Below are 19,128 nucleotides of genomic sequence, written 5' to 3'. Positions count from 1 at the left end.
TGACACTGGCCCGAGCGGATACTAAAAGGCCGGACATCTCTGTCCGGCCTCTTCTTTTCAGCGCCAGCGCGCAATCATGACTTGGCGGGCTGACGCTCACCGGTCACGGTCGGGTTCTTGGGATCGGAACTCCACTCGTACCAACCACCGTCGTAGACGCTGATCTGTTTCCAGTCCATCAGCCAGGCGTAGAAGAAGGCCTCGGAGGCCCGCCAGCCGGTACCGCAGTAGAACGCCGCCTGCTGGGTCGGCTCGATGTTCCACTGGTCCCACATGGCGAGGATCTCGCGGGCCGGCTTCATGGTGCCGTCAGGGTTGTGGAAATCACTCATGCTGTTGGCATCGACGCCGCCGTGACCCCACTTGGCTCCCGGGATATCGCCCTTCGGCTTGATATAGCTGTAACCTGAGGTGTTGCCGACAAACTCGTCCCAGGTGCGCACGCTGACCAGTGCGCTATCGGGCTGCTTGAGCAGCTCTTTCGCCTGACTTAGCGTGGTGTAGTACTCGGGGTGAGCGGGAATGGCCACGCCAAACTCCTTCACCGGCTCATATTTGTTGGGCAGACCGGTTTCGGTGCGCAGGTGCTGGATAAACCAGGCATCCAGGCCACCGTCCAGCAGGCGCACATCTTCCACCCCCGCATACATCATCAGGTGCGCGGCACGGGCGGCCGCCATGGTGTTGCGACCATAGAGGATGACGGTGGTGTCGTGACGGATGCCGTTATCCAGCAGCAGCTTCTTGAGCGCTTCGTCAGAGACCTTGTTCCACAGCGGCTCCTCTTCGAGGCTGTTGGTATCGATATAACCGGCCCCCGGGATGTGGCTGATGAGGTAGGCCTTGGGTGAACCCCAATCCACTTCAAACAGCTTCCAGTCTCCCTTGGGCGCCGCGGCAACCGGCTTGCCCTCTTGCAGATCCGCCAACCAGCGCGGATAGACCAGCTGCTGCCAGCGTGCCAGCGACTCGCGCGGTGCGGCTTGCCAACCTTGCAGCTCGAACAGCTGCTTGATCCCCTGCTTGCGCAGCAGACGGGCCACCTCGGCCACTTCGCGGGACGCACCGTAGAGGGCAACCGGACGATCAGCTTTCAGTCCCTTGATCTCGAGGGCCTTTGGCCACTCTTCATCGCTGTATTTCCACTCGGCAGAGAGGTTCTCGGCGCCCGCCACATGGCCGCCCTGCTTCTCCCCTTCCATCGGCCACCCCTGATAGAAGTAGCTGGCGCGGGTATCCAGGATGACAGCCTGTTTGGCCTTGGCATCGGCCAGCGAGAGCGGTGGCAACTCCCCTGCCACGGCGGGCAGGGCACACCAGAGCAGTAAGGTCGCCAGCGCGGCCTGCAGGAAGCGAAGATGTCGTTTCATGGTGATTTCTCGATTCATAGTGAACAAGGTTAAAAAATGGAGCGACCCAGCCGCTCGGCCAGCAGCTCCAGCGCCGCCGTGCCCGCCAGCGAGTTACCGGCTTTGTTGAGCTCGGGCGACCAGACACAGACGCAGAGCTCGCCCGGGATCAGGGCGATGATACCGCCGCCGACACCCGATTTGCCCGGCATGCCGACCCGATAGGCAAAATCGCCCGCCTCATCATAGAGACCGCAGGTGGCGAGCAGGGCGTTGACCTGCTTGGTGGTGCGGGCGGGCAGCAGCGGTACGCTCTCGCCCAGTGGCACACCACGGTTGGCCAGATAGATGAATGCCCGCGCCAGATCGACGCAGCTCATGCGAATGGCACAGGCATTGAAGTAGCTTTGCAGCACCTTGTCCACTTCGTTTTCGAAGTTGCCGTAGGCCTTCATCAGATAGGCGATGGCGGCGTTGCGGGCAGAGTGCTGATATTCGGAGCGGGCGACCACCTGATCCGCCATGATGGCCGGATTGCCGGAAAGGCGGCGCACCAGCTCGAGGGTACGCTGACGGGGGGCAGTGAGGCGGGTCTCCAGCAGATCGCTCACCACCAGCGCCCCGGCATTGATAAAGGGGTTGCGGGGGATCCCCTGCTCGAACTCGAGCTGAACCAGCGAGTTGAAGGGCTGACCGGAGGGCTCCTTGCCAACCCGGGCCCAGATCTCCTCCTCCTGATAGAGGGTGAGCGCCAGGGTCAGGCTCAGGGCCTTGGAGATACTCTGGATGGAGAAGGGTTCAAAAGCGTCACCGGCGGTGAACAGCTCCCCCTCGACGGCACAGACTGCGATACCGAGCCGATCGGCCGGTACCTGAGCCAGTGCCGGAATGTAGTCGGCCACCTTGCCTTGTCCCAGCAACGGGCGCACCTCTTCAAGGATGCTGGCCAGTAATTCGGATGACAACACCATAAGCAATAAGCGATTCCATGACTAAAACAGCGGTGGAGATCCCATCCCCACTGACAAAAATCCCGCCAGCGGCGGGATTTTTCAGTTACCCACAACAAGGCGCCAGATGCGGCAGCCTTGTATCAGGCCGGTTCACCGTACCAGAGGTCGAACAGCTCGGTAACGACCACTGCTTCCATCCCCTTGCCTTCCAGCCAGGATTTGACGGCAGCGCGGTCTTCTTCGGTGCACTTGCCCAGTTGCTGGGTGCAGATCATCCCTTCCCAGGCCAGGTGACCGGAGCCGGCAAAAGCCAGTTTACGGGGTTCAACAACCTCATCGATCATCGCATCGACTACCGTATCGATGGTCTCTTCGGCAGTGCCGACCGGGAAGTTGAAACTGATGTCGAAACCCATTTCCTGGAATTCATCGACGCGCAGTTTCTTGCGCAGGCGGCGGCTACGATTGGCCATGATAGCTCCTCAAGTTAGTTGATACGCTAGGTGTGTTGACGTGCCAGCTTAGCTGACACGCTTGAAAATCAGATCCCAAACCCCGTGGCCGAGACGGTGGCCACGTTGCTCGAATTTGGTCAGCGGACGCCAGTCCGGACGCGGCACCCAGTTGCCGGTGGCAGAGGTGTTCTCGTAACCCTCGGCGGCGCTCATCACTTCCAGCATGTGCTCGGCATAGTTTTCCCAGTCGGTCGCCATGTGGAACACGCCACCAATGGCCAGCTTCTGGCGAATATCCTGGGCAAACGCAGGCTGTACGATGCGGCGCTTGTGGTGACGGCTCTTGTGCCAGGGGTCCGGGAAGAAGAGCTGCAGGCAGGAGAGGGAACCGTTCGGGATCATGTGCTCCAGCACTTCCACCGCATCGTGGCAGATCACCTTCAGATTGGTGACACCCGCTTCCTGAGCGGTACCCAGACAGGCGCCCACGCCCGGGGAGTGCACTTCAATGCCGATGAAGTTCTTCTCGGGGGCATTCTTGGCCATCTCCACCAGAGAGGCGCCCATGCCAAAGCCGATCTCCAGCACCACAGGTGCCTCGCGGCCAAACAGTGCGACCAGATCGAGCTGCTTTGGCTCGAAATCGATGCCCATGACCGGCCAGAGCTCTTCCAGGGCCTTCTCCTGCCCTTTGGTCAGGCGGCCTTCGCGACGGACAAAGCTGCGGATCTTGCGCATGAATTTGCCGTCTTCGTTAAATACATCTTGGGTCACAGGCATAATGGTCTCGTTATTTCATCAATCCGGGTAATACATCTTGTGTCCGATCCCGAGCGGGACCGCTCGCGGCTCGGCATTCATCGACCCGCGAAAACAGGGGAGCGAATTATCCCAAGATAGGCCCAAGGCGCAAGTGTTTCGCGCAACAAATATTCCGGCCATCCACTTCCCTGCCCCCTCACTGGCATCACCATACCGACTAACCGTCCAATATAATCCGCAGCAGAGTCGTTCCAGCCCTTTTTTGGCGATTTTTGTGACAATCATTGCCTCATTTCTGAAATCTGATACAAACGGATAACCTGGCGGTCGAATGGAGCGACCGCCCACATGCCGAGAGAATTGTCTATGCAGCCGTTTTTTGCCCAGCGCTTCGAGAAGGTTGAACCTTCCTTTATCCGTGAAATCCTCAAAGTTGCCGCCAATCCGGAGATCATCTCCTTCGCCGGTGGCCTGCCCAATCCCCACCTGTTTCCGGTCAAGGCGATCGATCAGGCCTGTCAGGATGTGCTGCGCGAGCAAGGGGCTGCCGCCCTGCAATATGCGGCGACCGAAGGCTTCGCCCCGCTGCGCCAATATATTGCCGACCGCTATCTGGCCCGCCACGGCATGCAGGTCAATCCGGACAACATCCTCATCACCAGCGGCTCCCAGCAGGCGCTGGATCTGCTGGGCAAGGTGCTGATCGACGAGGGTCAGGATCTAATCATCGAAGAACCGGGTTACCTTGGCGCCATTCAGGCCTTTTCTGTCTACCAGCCCACCTTCAAGCCGATCACCCTTGAAGAAGAGGGACTGGATCTGGCGGCGCTGGATGCGCTGCTGGCAAGCGGATCCAATGCCAAGCTGCTCTACGGCGTGCCCAACTTCCAGAACCCGAGCGGTGTCTCCTATAGCCGTGCCAACCGCGAGGCACTGGCCGAGCGACTGGTTCGCCACGAGCTGTTGATGGTGGAAGATGATCCCTACGGCGAGCTGCGGTTCGAAGGGGAACATCTGCCCCCCATCGCCAAGCTGGCGCCAAACAATACCGTGCTACTCGGCTCCTTCTCGAAAACCGTGGTGCCCGCCTTCCGTCTGGGCTGGATGGTGATGCCGGACTGGCTGCGCAAGAAGGTGACCATCGCCAAGCAGGCGACCGATCTGCACAGCAACGCCTTCAGCCAGCAGGTGCTGCACCGCTTCCTGACCGACAACTCCCTCGACGCTCACTTGGAGAAGATCAAGGAGGTCTATGGCCGCCAGCGCGCCGCCATGGAGGCCGCGCTGGCCCGTCATTGCCCGCCCGGTGTCAGCTACACCCGACCGGAAGGAGGCATGTTCCTCTGGCTGACCCTGCCAGCCCACATCAGTGCCATGGCGCTGTTTGACGAGGCGATCAAGGAGAAGGTGGCCTTCGTACCCGGTGCCCCCTTCTACGTGCGCCCCGAGATCAAGAACACCCTGCGCCTGAGCTTCTCCTGCGTCGATGAAGCGACCATCGAGGAGGGGGTCAAACGCCTGGCCCGCGCCCTCCAGCGCATGCTCTGATCGCCCAAGCCAAACCGTACCAACAAAAAACCAGCGAGCGATCGCTGGTTTTTTTATGCTCCCCATTCAACCGTTCAGCCAAACAGGGTCTTGCAAAACTGTTTCATCGGAATGGGGCGGCTGTAACGATACCCTTGCAGATAGTCAACGTGGCGCGCCCGCAGGTAGTCCGCCTGCGACTGCTTCTCGACCCCCTCCGCGATCAGGATCAATTCAAGTCGCTTCGCCAGATCAATCACGTTTTCAACGATATGGCTGGAGAGTGCATCCGTGCCGATCATCTCCACAAAGCTCCGGTCAATCTTGAGTGCATCGACCTGAAACTGTTGCAGATAGGTGAGACTGGAGTGACCGGTGCCAAAGTCATCGATAGAGATCAACACGCCCAGTTTGCGCAACTCGGCAAACATCTGAGCGGTTGTCTCATCGGCCACCAGCAGTTCACGCTCAGTCAGCTCCAGCCCCAAATCAACGGGATTGTCTTTAAATGCGTCGAGAAACGCCTTGCAGTCAGCCAACAGGTCGAGATCCTGAAAGTGCTTGGCGCTGATATTGAAGCAAAAATGGAACTTTGCCGGCAGCTTGCGGGCATAAGGGGAGAAGTGGTCGCGCACCTGCGCCATCAACAGGCTGGTCATGGGCACGATCAACCCGCTATCTTCCGCCAGCGGAATAAAGCGATCCGGCGAGATCATCCCCTGCTTGGGATGCTGCCAGCGCATCAGCACCTCACAGCCACGCCACTGCTCATTCTCACCGGAGACCACCGGCTGCAGATAGGGGATAAACTCCTCCTCGATCAACGCCCGCTTGAGCTCTTCCGCTGGTGAGCTGCTACGCCCCATCAGCCTGAAGGTGCCGAATCCAATCAGCAGTGCCAGCAGCGGAGAGAGGAACAAGGTATATCTGGAGTAGCGCCATGCGTGGCTCCAATAGTCATGCACCGTGACCCGGGTGACGACCTGATAGGGGAAATCGGCCGAAGCGAGGGCAATATAACCCTCTTCTGTCGGAGAGGGCGCAGCCCCGACCTGACCTGAGCCAAACAGCGCCCTCTGCCCCACCACCAGAGCCATCGGGGAGTTCTTGCTGGAGATCTCGAGGGTATTGCGCAGGTAGTAGCCATCTACACCGATCAACACACTCCCCTTGTCCGTTTCATGACGCAGCACGATCAAGGGACGATCCGGCGTGACCTCATTGCCTGGCAGCAGTTGCAGCCTGCCATCCACATAGCGGTCGGGATTGAAGGGGCCATCGTAGTCACCATAGAGCGAGGTGCAGTAGATGTGGCTGCCTACAGCCAGATTGGCGGAACGGACATAAGGCACCGTGGCCACCTGTTCGCGCAGCAGTTGTGCCGCCTCCTTGCAGGAGTGACCAAGCATCCCCTTCACATTGATGGCCGCCTGCCGGGCATGGCCGATGGAGCGCTCAAACATCACACGGGCATGCTGCAACCGTGAATCGGCATCACGCTCTGTCTCCGTCACCGTCTGCCAGATAACGGCAACAACCCCCAGCAGCAGGATCCCGCCCCCCATAAGCAGCGCCAAGAGAATCCTCGAGTAAAGCTGGCGAAGTTTCAAACGACGAAATGGCATGGCGGCCTCTTTGATGCTCGGATAATGGGTGACAGCCTCGGTGGACAGGCGAAAAGGGTCGCCATAATAGCGATTGTTCAACAAATGTCCACCCAACAAAAATCAATCAATTCAAACTATTGTTCAACAATATGTCGTAAGAAGAGGATAGAGTTAACAAACGTCAAACAGAAAACTCCCGAAGCACGTCTCACTTGTTGAAGGGAAGCCACACCATTAAAGTTGAGCAAACGGCAGCAGGAGCATGCAGCGATGAAGATTCTTATTACCGGAGGGACCGGCTTTATCGGCCGCAAGCTGGTTGCCCATCTCAAGGTCAATCACGAGGTCGTGGTATTGAGCAGGCAGGGGAGCCGCGCTTACTCCCTGCTCGGCCACGATATCAAGGTATTGGATAACCTCGATCGGCTCGATGACCTCAATGACGTGGATGCAGTGATCAATCTGGCCGGTGAACCTATCGCCGCCGGACGCTGGAGCGAGTCGCGCAAACAGCTGCTCTGCGATAGCCGCTGGCTACTGACCGAGCAGCTGGTGGATCTCATCAAGCTATCCAGCACGCCGCCCAAGGTGCTGATCAACGCCTCCGCCATCGGCTGGTATGGCAGACAGGGCACCGAAACCCTCGATGAGCAGTGCCGCTCTCCCAACGACGAATTTACCCACCAGCTCTGCCAGCAGTGGGAGACCCTGGCGCAGGAGGCCCAGAGCCGCCAGACCCGGGTCTGTATCGTGCGGATCGGGCTGGTGCTCGGCATGGATGGGGGGGCGCTACCCAAAATGCTCCCTCCCTACCGACTCGGACTCGGTGGCCCTATGGGGTCAGGCAACCAGATGATGAGCTGGATCCATGTGCAGGATCTGGTGCGCGCAATGCTCTTTCTGCTGGAGCACGAAGAGTGCAGCGGCATCTTCAACGGCACTGCGCCCCATCCGGTCAGCAACCGGGATTTCAGCCAGACCCTTGCCACCACGTTGCACCGCCCGCACCTCTTTTTCGTGCCCGCCCCCCTGCTGCAACTGGTGATGGGTGAAGCGGCCGATCTGCTGCTGACCGGACAAAAGGTGATACCAGCACGACTGCAACAGGCCGGTTTTCACTTCAGCTATCCCGAGCTGCCGAGCGCCCTCACCAATCTTCTGCGTGAGCCCCGCTAAATCACACCTGCTCGCTGCGTCCACTCGTCAGCACCTCATATAGCAAGCAGCCCGGCCAATGGCCGGGCTGCTTGCTTATTGTGGCTGCGCTATTGCGCCTTGTGTGCATCGGCTCGCGCTGGCGGGATTACAACAACCCCTGACCCAGCCCTCGCAGCCGATCGCTCAGGGTGCCAGCCAGCAGCTGACGCTGCATCCCCTGCCCCGCCAGCGTCACCAGCAGTGCCCCCAGTGTCGGCAGGCCGAGCCAGATAGCCCAGTGGAACTGCCACTGCCCCTCGAACCACCACCACTGAAGGCCAAAAGAGCAGAGCTCCACCACCATGGCGGCACAGAACCCCGCCAGCGCACCACTGGCCACCAGCTCCCAGCGCAGCATCTTCCTGAGCAGATCGCTGCTGGCACCCAGAGTGCGCATCAGCAGCAGCTCGCGCCGACGCTGGGCCATGCTGGCCTGAGTCTGGGTCAGCAGCACCAAGAGCGCCGCCACTGTCACCAGCCCCAGCATCAGCGCCAGCGCCCGGCTCACCTGCTCCGATACCTGAGTGAGCCGCGCAATCAGGTCATCCACATCGATAAGACTCACCGTGGGGTGGCGGCGGATCAACTCCACCTCGGCAGTGCGCCCCGCCTCGGGCAGCCGGTAGCTGCCAAGCCAGGTTCGGGAGAAGGGTGCCAGCAGATCCTCGGAGAAGATCATGTAGAAGTTGGGACGCATATTGTCCCACTTGATGCTGCGCAGACTGGTGACCCTGGCGCCAAAGCTGCGCCCCTCGATGGTAAAGGCGAGCATGTCCCCCAGCTTGATATCGAGCCGCTTGGCCAGTTCGCTATCCACCGACACCTCGCCGGGGCCAGCGAGCCATTTACCGGCCACCAGCTTGTTGTCTATTGGCAGGGTTGTTGTGGTAGTGAAGTTGAGCTCCCGATCGACCCCTTCACGACCACTGCTGGCCCCCTCGCCCACCGCCTCACCGGCGATATGGGTCAGCCTGCCACGCACCATGGGATAGAAATCGGAAGTGGTGGCCCCGGCTGCCGCCAGCTCGCTCAGGATCCCCTCCCGCTCGTTCTCGGCCACATTGACCAGAAAACGGTTGGGCGCATCGACGGGGAGACGTGCCGAAAACTCATCCAGCAGATCGACCCGGGCCGCCCAGAGCAAGCCAAACAGCATCAGCGCCAACGCAAAGCCCGCCAGCTGAAACAGGCCACTGCTGCGCTCGCGCGACAGGTGGGCCAGCGCCAACCGCAAGGCATGAGGCCTGCTCACTCTTGCCCCCAGCCGCAACATCAGTGCAGCCAGCAGGGCCAGCAGGGCCATCAGCAAGCCCATGCCACCCACCAGACCCAGCGCCAGCCGTACATCGGCGGTAAAGCCCCAGACCAGCGCAAACAGCCCGAACAGGCCGACCGGCAGGGCCAGCCAGGGGGGAATCCCCGCCTCCAGCTCCCGGCGCAATACTCGCAGCGGCGGCACCTTCAGCAGCCGCAAGAAGGGCACAAAAGCGAGCAGCAGGGTGATAAAGAGCGCCACTGCCACGCCCAGCGCAAAGGGGCGCCAGGAGGGGGGCGGCAGATCCGGCGGCAGCAGGTCCCCCAGCAGTTGCAAGGTGAGCCACTGCATGGCTGTGCCCGCCACCAGACCCAGCAGCGCACCGATCAGCGTCAGCGACAGCAGCAGGGTTCCCATCAGTTGCCAGAGCGAGCGACGAGATGCCCCCAGGGTCTTGAGCAGCGCCACCATATTGGTCTGGCGCTCGGCAAAGTGGCGCACCGCAATCCCCATCGCCAACGCCCCCAGCAACACCCCGCTTAACGAGGCAAGCCGGAAGAAACGCTCGGCATTGGCCAGCGAGCGACCCACCTGGGATTCGCTGTCATCCGGTTTGATCCACTTCTGTCCGGCCTGCAATTGCGGCAACAACCATTGCTCGTAACGGGCCAGCGACTCTCGCGGCCCCTTGAACAGATAGCGCCACTGCTGGCGGCTGCCCGGGAGCAGGGCTCCAGTCGCCTCGATATCGGCACTGTGGATCAGCGCACGCGGCGCCAGCAGGAAGGGGCTGAAGCCCTGATCCGGCTCCTCGCCAAGCAGGCCTGCCACCTTGAGCACCGTATTACCCACCTCCAGCTCATCCCCCGTTTTGGCCTTGAGCAGCTGCATCACCCGGGCGGAGAGCCAGATCTCGCCGGGAGCTGGGGCGCGGGCAGGTTCCAGAGTGAGCTTGCCGTAAAAGGGAAAACCGTCGGGCACCGCCCGAATGGAGGCAAGCTGCAACGTATCACCGTGAAACAGCATGCTGTTGAAGCTGACGGTGGTCTGCACCGCCAAGCCATCCTGTTTAGCCCGGGCTAGCCAGCCATCCGGCAGGGCGGCGGCGGTGCGCAGCACCCGATCCGCTCCGATAAAGTCGCGGCCCGACGCCTTGAGTCCGGCATCGAGCCGATCCGCCACCAATGCCACACTCAAGACGCACGCAACGCTCAGGGCCAGCGCCAGCACAAACCAGCGCAGCTCGCCGCTGAAACCTTCCCGGCGCAGCAGTCGCCATCCCAATCGCCACTGCATCATCCCTTGTATCTCCCGCCTGACCCGCAGCTCACCCCGTTACACCACATCATGGGCCACCTCGCGATCCAGCCGCCCCGCCGTCATGACCACTTGCCGCTGGCAACGCTCGGCCAACTGATGGTCATGAGTCACTACCACTAGCGTGGTGCCATGCTTGCGATTGAGTTCAAACAGCAGCTCGATCACCTTCTCGCCGGTCTTGCTGTCGAGGTTGCCGGTCGGCTCGTCCGCCAGCAGCAGGCTTGGACGAGTCATAAAGGCGCGGGCGATGGCCACCCGCTGCTGCTCACCGCCGGAGAGCCGTGGCGGCAGATGGTGCAACCGCTCGCCAAGCCCGACCGCGGCCAGCAGCTCGCGAGCTCTTGGTTCGCAATCACGCTCCCCGCGCAGCTCGGCGGGCAGCATCACATTCTCCAGCGCCGTCATGGTCGGGAGCAGCAGGAACGACTGGAACACAAAGCCGATCTGTTCGGCGCGCAATCGGGCCCGCCCCTCCTCATCCAGCTCACCGAGAGATTTGCCGAGGATCTCGATCTCTCCCTGACTCGGCAGATCGAGCCCGGCCAGCAGCCCCAGCAGGGTGGACTTGCCGGAGCCGGAGGCACCGACCAGTGCCACCGTCTCGCCACTATTGACTTGCAGATTGATCCCTTCAAGGATGGTGAGGCTTTCCTGGCCGAGGCGAACCGATTTGCCGAGGCCCTTGACGACAATAATGGGGGTTGAACTCATGCTCTGTATCCTTTGTTCCAATCCCTTGATGACAATCCATAGCGGGAGTTGAATTGATGGTGCGTATTCTGTTTGCCTTGTTTGTTGGCCTCGGCAGCCTGCTCTCGTCGGCTCAGGCCCAGACCCTGCTGGTGCTGGGAGACAGCCTGAGCGCCGGCTATCAAATGCAGGTTGAGCAGAGCTGGCCTGCCCTGCTCAACCAGAAATGGCAGGAGGAGGGGGGAAAACACACCCTGCTCAATGCCAGCATCAGCGGTGAAACGACACAAGGGGCGCTGGCCCGTCTGCCCGCTCTGCTGAAGGAGCACAAACCGGATTGGCTGCTGATCGAACTGGGGGGCAACGATGGCCTGCGCGGCTTCGCACCGACCATTACCCGCCAGAATCTGGCCAGCATGATCGCGCTCGCCAAGGAGCAGCAGACCCGTGTGGTGTTGACCCAAATCCAGCTGCCCCGCAACTACGGTGCCCGCTATCTGCGCCAGTTCGAACAGATCTTTCCCGAGTTGGCCCAGGCTAACGATCTGCCGCTGCTGCCCTTCTTTATGGATGATATTGCGCTGCGCCCTGAACTTATGATGAACGATGGTATTCATCCCACCCCGGCGGCCCAGCCCCAAATCCGCGATAAAGTCGCCCGCTTTATGGAACCGCTGCTCAGCCAATAAACCCGCCGCCTATGACCAATATCCCATAACTAAACATCCCGCCAAAATCGGATGTTTTGGGCAGTAGACGATCTCTGCGTGGCACCTTGATTCAACCAATCCATCGCCAATACCCAATAACAACACATCCCGCCGAAGCGGGATGTGTTGTTATTGATTTAGCATAACCAGCAGGCAGCTTCTCAGCTTTCCAGTACCTGGCGCAGCCGCTCCTGCGCCACGCCGACCAGCAAGTCGGGCTGGAACTTGGAGATAAAGCGGTCACACCCCACCTTCTTGACCATGGCTTCGTTGAAGTTGCCGCTCAGGGAGGTGTTGAGGGTGATAAAGAGGTCAGACATGCGCGGATCGCTGCGCACCTCGTGGGTCAGGCGGTAGCCGTCCATCTCCGGCATTTCGGCATCGGTGATCATCAGCAGGATCTCGTCGGTCACCTTCTTGCCAGCATCGCACCACCCCTTGAGCAGGGTCAGTGCCTGCAAACCATCCTGACACTCGATCACCTCAAGCCCAAGCTGGCCCAGGGTCTCGCGCACCAGATTGCGGGCGGTGCTGGAGTCATCGACGATCAGCACTTTGCGGCCATGCATCTCGGGCAGGATCTCCCGGTCCAGCACCTCCTCGGAGATGCGGATGTCATAGGTGATGATCTCCGCCAGCACCTTCTCCACATCGATGATCTCGACGATCTGCTCCACTCCATCTTCGGGAATGCGGGTGATGGCAGTGAGGTAGTTGGCGCGCCCGGCGGAGCGCGGCGGCGGCAGTATATCCTTCCAGGTCATGTTGACGATGTTGGCCACCTGCCCCACCAGAAAGCCCTGAATGGTACGGTTGTACTCGGTGATGATGAGGTTGGATTCACTGTCGATGGGCATGGGACGCATGCCGATGGCGCTGCGCAGGTTGATCACCGGGATCGAGGTACCACGGATATTGGCCACCCCGCTGATATTGTGATGGGAGCCCGGCATCTTGCTCAGATGGGGCAACTTGACCACTTCCCGTACCTTGAAGACGTTGATGGCGAACATCTGACGGGTGCCGAGACGAAACATCAACAACTCGAGTCGGTTTTCACCCACCAGTTGAGTTCGTTGATCAACGGAATCCAATATACTCGCCATACGCTGATATCCATCTGATTATTAATCGACTCTATTATAGAGGCTGCCCGCCAGGAAAGGCAGGCGCATTTTCAACCAGAGCGACCAACCAGACAAAAAAAGTGAGGCCGAAGCCTCACTTATCTCATTGATTTTAAAATCAATAGCTACAGACAGACTTCCAGCTGCCATCGGTGGCCTTGGGCTCGCTGCTGGTCCACCAGTTCGCCTGCCACACTACCTTGTTATGGGTGATGCGATCGCCGCCATTGGCATGATCCCCCTGCGGCCAGCTCGGATAGGCCTTGTAGGCCGCCGGATTGACGTTCTGGCTGCTGCAGCTGGTGCCCGGATTCTCGCCGCCACCCGAACCCAGCACGGCCTCCGGCAGGGTCGGGAACTCGGCCTTGAGACCAATGGTCTGGCTGCCGCTGATGATGCGCATACCGCTCGGCACGCCAGCGGCGGGCAGGTAGTAGGTCATGGCGACTTCAATCTCGGCCCCCGGTGCCAGGGTCTGCCATCCCGGCAGGTTCATGGCGACCTTGTGGAAGTCCTTCTCATTGGCAATGCCTTCCGAATTGTCGTTGCCACCGCTCTCCACCACCTTCAGGCCCATGCCACTCTGATCCGTGATGGTGTCAGAGGTGGAGGTGGGCACCAAAAACTCGATGCGCGCGCCGCCCGGAATAGTCTGGGTCGACTTGTTGACCAGCTTGAGTTTCGGGTTGATCGGATAGTTGGAGTCCCCTTCCTTGAAGCCGGAGAGGCTGACCTGGATGTCGAGCTGGGCGCTCGGCGCGGCCAGATCGTTTTGCTTGGTGTTGTACGGAGTTGCCTTGGCAAACTTCTCGTAAGCCAAGGTGGTCAGGGTGCTGCCCATGCCGTACTCGTTCTTGGCCGGATCGAAGGCGTAATCACCCGCCATCTCCCAGAACATCACGCCACCCAGACCACGCTTGATGATGTAGTCGAGCTTGTGGCCCATGGACTCTTCATCTTCTGTTGAGAGAAACACCTTCTTCTCTTCGTTCCACAGCCAGGGCGCGTGGGCCTTCTCATCGTAGTAACGCACATACTTGCCCTGCATCACGTGAGCCGGATTGTTGGGATCCAGACCCCAGGCAGTGCCATAACTCGGCAGCGTGGTGATGCCGAGGCTGGCTGCATTCTCCAGGTTCTTGGCATGCCACATGGGCACGGCGCCACCGCCGATCTCTTTGCCATTCTTGTCCAGATCATGCCAGATGTTGTCGATGCCGACCGCCCCGTTGCCGCACGGAATGGTGCTGCCACCTGTGCCCGGCTGACAATCACTTTGACTCGGCAGGGCTGCCTTACCACCCAACCCGTGACTGCCACCGCTCACCCCCTGCCAACCGCGGGTGTAATAGGGCACACCGACGTTGATCTTGCCAGCCGCCAGCGCACCGCGGAAGTAGTGGGCAGACCAGGCGGCGTTGAGGTAACCGATACCGCCAAACTGGGTCTGGGTATAGACGCCCCAATGGGAGAGCTCGGGGTCGGCATTGTTGTCGAACAGGGCCGCGTTGTGACCGACAAAGTGGTTCCAGGCACCGTGGAAGTCATAGGTCATCAGGTTGACGTAGTCGAGGTACTGGGTGACCTGGAAGTTCTCCATCCCGCGCAGCAGATAGGCCGAGGCCGGTGAGGCGATGGTCAGCATATACTTGCGGCCATCTTCGTTACCGGCGTTGTCGAGCCGCGCCCGCAAGGTCTTCATCAGCACCTCGTAATTGGCAAACAGCTTGGCCCGGCACTGGTTGGAGAGCGGGAAATCGTTGGGGTTGCCCGCATCCTTCATCGAGGTTGGGTATTCGTAGTCGATATCGACCCCGTCAAAACCGTACTGGCGGATAAAGCTCACCGCAGAGTCAGCCAAGGTGTTGATACCGGCAGTATTGACCGAGCAGTCACCCTTGGTAGTGGCGGTGTAGAAGCCGCGTGTATCGGCCCAGCCGCCGACCGAGATGAGGGTCTTCACATCCGAATACTGCTTCTTGTACTTCGACAGCAGGTTGAAGTGGCCCTTGTAGGCAAATTCAGGATCCATCTCGGCACCCGGCACGCCATCCCAGGTCATCTTGGTGGCTGCATCGTCCACCTTGATGGTGTGGCTCTGCTCATCCACCGCCGCGAAGGCGTAGTTGATGTGGGTGATCTTGTTCCAGGGGATGTCGCTCACCAGATAGGCGGGCAGGCCGTTCTTGCCGGTGCGCCAGGAGGTGAAGTAGCCGATGACCCGGCGGGCATGGTCATCCCCCATGCACTCGTAGCCATCCGGGCGATAGACCTGGCGAATGTCACAAGAGAGGTTGCCACCGGTGGGCGGCAGCGCGGCCTCCTCGACATTGACGGTCACCGCCGCCGACTCACCGCTCAGATTGGTCTTGTCAGTGGCCACCAGCTTGAGGGCGGCACGGCCTTTGGCATCCGGTGTCCAGTTCACCTGCCAGGGGGCAGTGGTATCTTCGCCCACCTTCTTGCCGTCGACATAGAGCTCGACTTTGGCCACATCGTTGTTGGCATCTGTGACGTTGCCGCTCACCGCCACACTGCGACCCAGCGTCACCTTGGCGCCGCTGGCCGGGCTGCTAATGCTCACCTTGGGCGCCTCTGGCGCGACCACGGCGGCGACGTTGAAGCTCGAATCCGCCTCGCTCAGCACCTTGCCATCTTTATCCAGCGCGCGAGCCTTGAGGGTATGGGCCCCCACTCCGGCGGCGCTCCAGCTGGCACTCCATGGCGAGGCGCTCGCCGTGGCCACCAGCTTGCCATCGACAAGATATTCCACCCGGGCCAAGGCCGTCACTGGACCACTCAGGGTCACTGCCAGCGCCACGCTGGCTCCTTCGTTGAAGCTGGCACCGGCAGCCGGTGAGCTGACTGCCACACCGAGCGCAGGAGGAGGCACCTCGCCACCATAGGGTTTCCAGGCATCTGCCCAGACCACCCCGACACCCGGCTCATAGTGATAGGGGGATGCCCCGCACCAGCCTGAATAGGGGAATTCTTTGCACTCGTAGAGGGCACCGACGTTGCTGACGATATCGCCAGCCTTGTAGGCAGTACCGGATTTATAGGCGGGATAAGCGGCCTGAGCCCACGCGGGCGCAGCCGCAAGGGCGACCAGCATGGCAAGCCTGCTGGGTCTGAAGAGCTGTTGCATATTGTTATCTTCCTTGTTTTGTCTTGGCATTGGTCACCAAGGCAAAGAACAATCGCAACCTGCATGATGGGCGCAGACAACTGGCAATGGACCTGCCACAAAAACCACCCCTCACCCAGGGAAACCCCACTATCTGGATCCACGATCGAGACCGGAAGCATTGCGCCCCGACATCACTGCCGGTTTGCCCTTTACCTGGGTTCCGTGAGGAACGAACCCAGTATAGGAAGGCGACAAGATCCCCTCAATCTTTATTCTCAAAGAGAATTATCCCCTGCCACGAAAGCGTCATGATCACAGGGTTAAAATTGATTGAATTATCAAAAAAATCATACTGTTACTGGGATCATAAAAACGCTTTCCCGCACCTTCCCAGATTCATTTAATGTGCGTTGGCTCACTGGTATGACATGCCAGAAATGTGACAATGCGCGCCCTTGGTCAACGAGCCAAGGCTATGGAATCACTGGCAAAAATAAAAAAGGAACACCTATGAAAGGTACTCGTACCCTGCTGTCGCTGGCCGTGGGGCTGGCACTTGCATCCTCAGGCGCCCATGCGGCATTTGTCTGCCCGTCCGATCCGGCTCAACTCACCCCCATCCCGACCATTCAAGGTACAGGCTCCGCCAGCGCGCTGGCTACCCAGACCGTGACCGACAAGAACGGTAACGTGACCGGCAAAATCAGCCCGGGTACCTTCAACGTTCGCGGTATCGTGACGACGCTTGGCCAAAGTCTGACCAAGGGTTTCTATCTGACCGACCCGGTGGGCGATGGCAATCCGGCCACCTCTGATGGCATCTTTGTCTATCTGAACGACAAGGACTTCGCGACCAAATATAAAGACGTCAAACCGGGGAGCGAAGTCTGTCTGGAAGCACAGGTGCAAGAGTTTTACGGCGGCACCCAGCTGACCCCGTTAGTCGACAAGGCCACCAAAAAAGCCCACTTGCAAGTCACCGCACAAGGGCTAAATGTGCCGACCAGCGTACTGCAGGTCAATGAAGGGGAGACGCTGGCGCAAGCGCTCAATCGCCACGAAGGGATGCGGGTACGTCTCGACAGCAGCAGTGACCTGCACCTGACCCGCAACTACGGCTTCGACTACAAGGTCTATCGCAACAACGTAGAGTTGGCCCACAAAACCCCGCTGATCAAACCGACCCAACTTCATGTTGCCAACAGTGCGGACGCAATCGCACTAGCCACCAAAAATGGCAGCAACCGTCTGGTAGTCGAGTCTGATTACAAAGCGCCGGATGGCGTACTGCCCTGGTTCCCGAGCTGGGATGCCGATCAGGGATATCTGCGCATCGGTGATCAACTGACCGGGCTGGAGGGGGTGATCGTATACAACAAGGATGCCTTCCGTCTGGTGGTACCGAGCGATGTCACCCTGACTGCCGGCGCCCTGCTGCGCAGCCCTGAAGAGGACCGTCAAGACGCGCCGGCTCGCCTCGCTGGCAGCGATCTGCGGATCGGCAGCTTCAACGTACTCAACTACTTCACCAGCCACTCCAGCATTGGCGGCGCACTCAATATCCTGTGCAAGGATCAGGCGGATGCCGACAACGCCAAAGGTTGCAACCGGGGAGCCAAGAGCCAGCCCGAGTTCGAGAAACAGCGCACCAAGATCGTCAATGCCATCACCGCAATGGATGCCGATCTGCTCGGCCTGATGGAGATGGAGAACAACGGCTTCGAGGATAACTCGGCCCTCCACAATCTGGTGACCCGCCTCAACGAACAGCAGAAGGATGCGAGCAAACACTACGCCTATGTGCGTCTGCCGGTAACTGCACTTACCGATGGCAAGTTCTTCGGCGGCGACGCCATCATGGTGGCGATGATCTACCGCCCTGCCCTGCTCACCCCCAGCGGAGATGCCAGCGTCATCAAGCTGCCGGAGCAGCGCTACACCACTGGTGGTGTGGCCAAGACAGCCGGTCAGCGCGATTCTCTGGTTCAGACCTTCACCCTCGCCAAGAGCAAGGAGCCTCTGACGCTGGTGGTCAACCACCTCAAATCCAAGGGGTCAGGCTGCTACGAAAATGGCGATGGCAAGACAGAACCGGCCGACCTGCAGGGCAAGTGCACCGAGTTCCGGGTCTCTGCCGCCAAGGTGCTGGGTGAGGCAGTCAGCAAACTGCCGGGCCAGGTGCTGCTGGTGGGCGACTTCAACTCCTACGCCAAGGAAGATCCGATCCGGGTACTGACCGACTACAACCCGGCCACCAGCGAGCGGAAGATCGTATCGGCCTCCCACACCTTTATCGGTGAGCAGTCCTATGAACAGCTCGGTCGCGAAGTGACCCGCAGCTACGGCCTGATCGATCTCAACGTCAAATTCAACAAGGAGAAAGCCATCTCCTACAGCTACGACGGGGAGCTGGGCACCCTGGACTATGCCCTCGCCAACCCGGCGCTGGCCAGCAAGGTGGCAGGTGTCGCCGACTGGCACATCAACTCCTTCGAGAGCTCCCTGTTCGAATACGGCAGCCAGTACACCGGCGCCCTGCTCAAGTCTGACAACCCCTTCAGTGCCTCCGACCATGATCCCATCATCGTCGACCTGAGACTGGAGAGCGATGCCACCAAACCGGACACCTCCTCAGGCGGTGGTGCACTGGGACTCGGCCTGCTGGCACTGTTGCCACTGGCCTGGCGACGTCGCCGTTAATCACAAGCGCATCTGAATAGTGCAAGCAAAGCCCGCGAGTCTCGCGGGCTTTTTCATTCAGGTCATTGGATGTACAAATGAAAGGCGCGGACGTATGGAGAAAATAAATGATGGAGAAAACAAAAAGGCCACCGCGATGCGGTGGCCTTTTTGCTTCTTGTAACAAGAATTTGGTGGAGCTACGCGGGATCGAACCGCGGACCTCTTGCATGCCATGCAAGCGCTCTCCCAGCTGAGCTATAACCCCTTTGATTCCAGATTGTTCGAGGAGAATTTGGTGGAGCTACGCGGGATCGAACCGCGGACCTCTTGCATGCCATGCAAGCGCTCTCCCAGCTGAGCTATA

13 protein-coding genes, 1 tRNA gene and 1 riboswitch are annotated in these 19,128 nt (G+C 59.9%); of the genes, 4 read left to right on the top strand and 10 right to left on the bottom strand.

What is annotated here, in order from left to right; all coding sequences use genetic code 11:
- Window positions 1–74: 74 nt before the first annotated feature.
- From OKC43_RS07115 to trmB, 4 genes are all read right to left on the bottom strand, one after another.
- Entirely contained in the window at window positions 75–1,370 is a 1,296-nt protein-coding gene (locus tag OKC43_RS07115) for a sulfurtransferase (protein WP_005335221.1), read from the bottom strand.
- A 29-nt stretch (window positions 1,371–1,399) separates the two neighbouring features.
- Window positions 1,400–2,320: a glutaminase B gene (gene glsB / locus OKC43_RS07110; RefSeq protein WP_236271554.1), complete on the bottom strand. Its 921-nt coding sequence runs from the start codon at window positions 2,318–2,320 to the stop codon at window positions 1,400–1,402.
- A 122-nt stretch (window positions 2,321–2,442) separates the two neighbouring features.
- Entirely contained in the window at window positions 2,443–2,775 is a 333-nt protein-coding gene (locus OKC43_RS07105; RefSeq protein WP_005335225.1) for a YggL family protein, read from the bottom strand.
- Window positions 2,776–2,823: 48 nt separating this feature from the next.
- Window positions 2,824–3,537 (bottom strand): tRNA (guanosine(46)-N7)-methyltransferase TrmB, encoded by a 714-nt coding sequence (trmB, locus tag OKC43_RS07100; protein ID WP_005335228.1) that lies wholly within the window; start codon window positions 3,535–3,537, stop codon window positions 2,824–2,826.
- Window positions 3,538–3,885: 348 nt separating this feature from the next.
- Between trmB and OKC43_RS07095 the strand changes: the two genes are divergently transcribed.
- Window positions 3,886–5,067, top strand: coding sequence for an aminotransferase-like domain-containing protein (locus OKC43_RS07095; protein ID WP_064335632.1), 1,182 nt, complete (start codon window positions 3,886–3,888; stop codon window positions 5,065–5,067).
- A gap of 74 nt (window positions 5,068–5,141) precedes the next feature.
- Here OKC43_RS07095 and OKC43_RS07090 read toward each other — a convergent pair whose 3' ends face one another.
- Entirely contained in the window at window positions 5,142–6,671 is a 1,530-nt protein-coding gene (locus tag OKC43_RS07090; RefSeq protein WP_322112495.1) for an EAL domain-containing protein, read from the bottom strand.
- A gap of 252 nt (window positions 6,672–6,923) precedes the next feature.
- On the opposite strand from OKC43_RS07090, the gene OKC43_RS07085 reads away from it, so the two are divergent.
- Window positions 6,924–7,829: a TIGR01777 family oxidoreductase gene (locus OKC43_RS07085; RefSeq protein WP_123172482.1), complete on the top strand. Its 906-nt coding sequence runs from the start codon at window positions 6,924–6,926 to the stop codon at window positions 7,827–7,829.
- A gap of 127 nt (window positions 7,830–7,956) precedes the next feature.
- Here OKC43_RS07085 and OKC43_RS07080 read toward each other — a convergent pair whose 3' ends face one another.
- A complete protein-coding gene (locus tag OKC43_RS07080; RefSeq protein ID WP_236271552.1) occupies window positions 7,957–10,404 on the bottom strand; it encodes an ABC transporter permease in 2,448 nt (815 codons plus the stop codon).
- Between the two features lie 36 nt (window positions 10,405–10,440).
- The gene (locus tag OKC43_RS07075) at window positions 10,441–11,136 is read right to left on the bottom strand and encodes an ABC transporter ATP-binding protein (RefSeq protein ID WP_236271551.1); all 696 of its coding nucleotides are present in this window, start codon (window positions 11,134–11,136) and stop codon (window positions 10,441–10,443) included.
- Window positions 11,137–11,192: 56 nt separating this feature from the next.
- Between OKC43_RS07075 and OKC43_RS07070 the strand changes: the two genes are divergently transcribed.
- Window positions 11,193–11,804, top strand: coding sequence for an arylesterase (locus OKC43_RS07070; RefSeq protein ID WP_005335237.1), 612 nt, complete (start codon window positions 11,193–11,195; stop codon window positions 11,802–11,804).
- A 182-nt stretch (window positions 11,805–11,986) separates the two neighbouring features.
- On the opposite strand, the gene OKC43_RS07065 is transcribed toward OKC43_RS07070, so the two are convergent.
- Complete coding sequence (locus OKC43_RS07065; RefSeq protein ID WP_005362471.1) at window positions 11,987–12,931, bottom strand: chemotaxis protein CheV; 945 nt, start codon at window positions 12,929–12,931, stop codon at window positions 11,987–11,989.
- Window positions 12,932–13,070: 139 nt separating this feature from the next.
- Complete coding sequence (locus tag OKC43_RS07060; protein ID WP_409010825.1) at window positions 13,071–16,100, bottom strand: glycosyl hydrolase family 18 protein; 3,030 nt, start codon at window positions 16,098–16,100, stop codon at window positions 13,071–13,073.
- 116 nt (window positions 16,101–16,216) lie between these two features.
- Window positions 16,217–16,299: riboswitch (cyclic di-GMP riboswitch) on the bottom strand.
- A 293-nt stretch (window positions 16,300–16,592) separates the two neighbouring features.
- On the opposite strand from OKC43_RS07060, the gene OKC43_RS07055 reads away from it, so the two are divergent.
- Window positions 16,593–18,782 carry an ExeM/NucH family extracellular endonuclease gene (locus tag OKC43_RS07055; protein ID WP_236271550.1) on the top strand — a complete coding sequence of 730 codons (2,190 nt, stop codon included), beginning with the start codon at window positions 16,593–16,595 and terminating at the stop codon, window positions 18,780–18,782.
- Window positions 18,783–18,953: 171 nt separating this feature from the next.
- Here OKC43_RS07055 and OKC43_RS07050 read toward each other — a convergent pair.
- Window positions 18,954–19,029 (bottom strand) — tRNA-Ala (locus OKC43_RS07050).
- Window positions 19,030–19,128 lie beyond the last annotated feature (99 nt).

It is taken from the genome of Aeromonas sp. Y289-2, from assembly GCF_027705925.1.
Taxonomy (GTDB): domain Bacteria; phylum Pseudomonadota; class Gammaproteobacteria; order Enterobacterales; family Aeromonadaceae; genus Aeromonas; species Aeromonas veronii.
The sequence above is the reverse complement of the archived record's forward strand: the minus strand, read 5'-3'. Positions and strand labels throughout refer to the sequence as shown.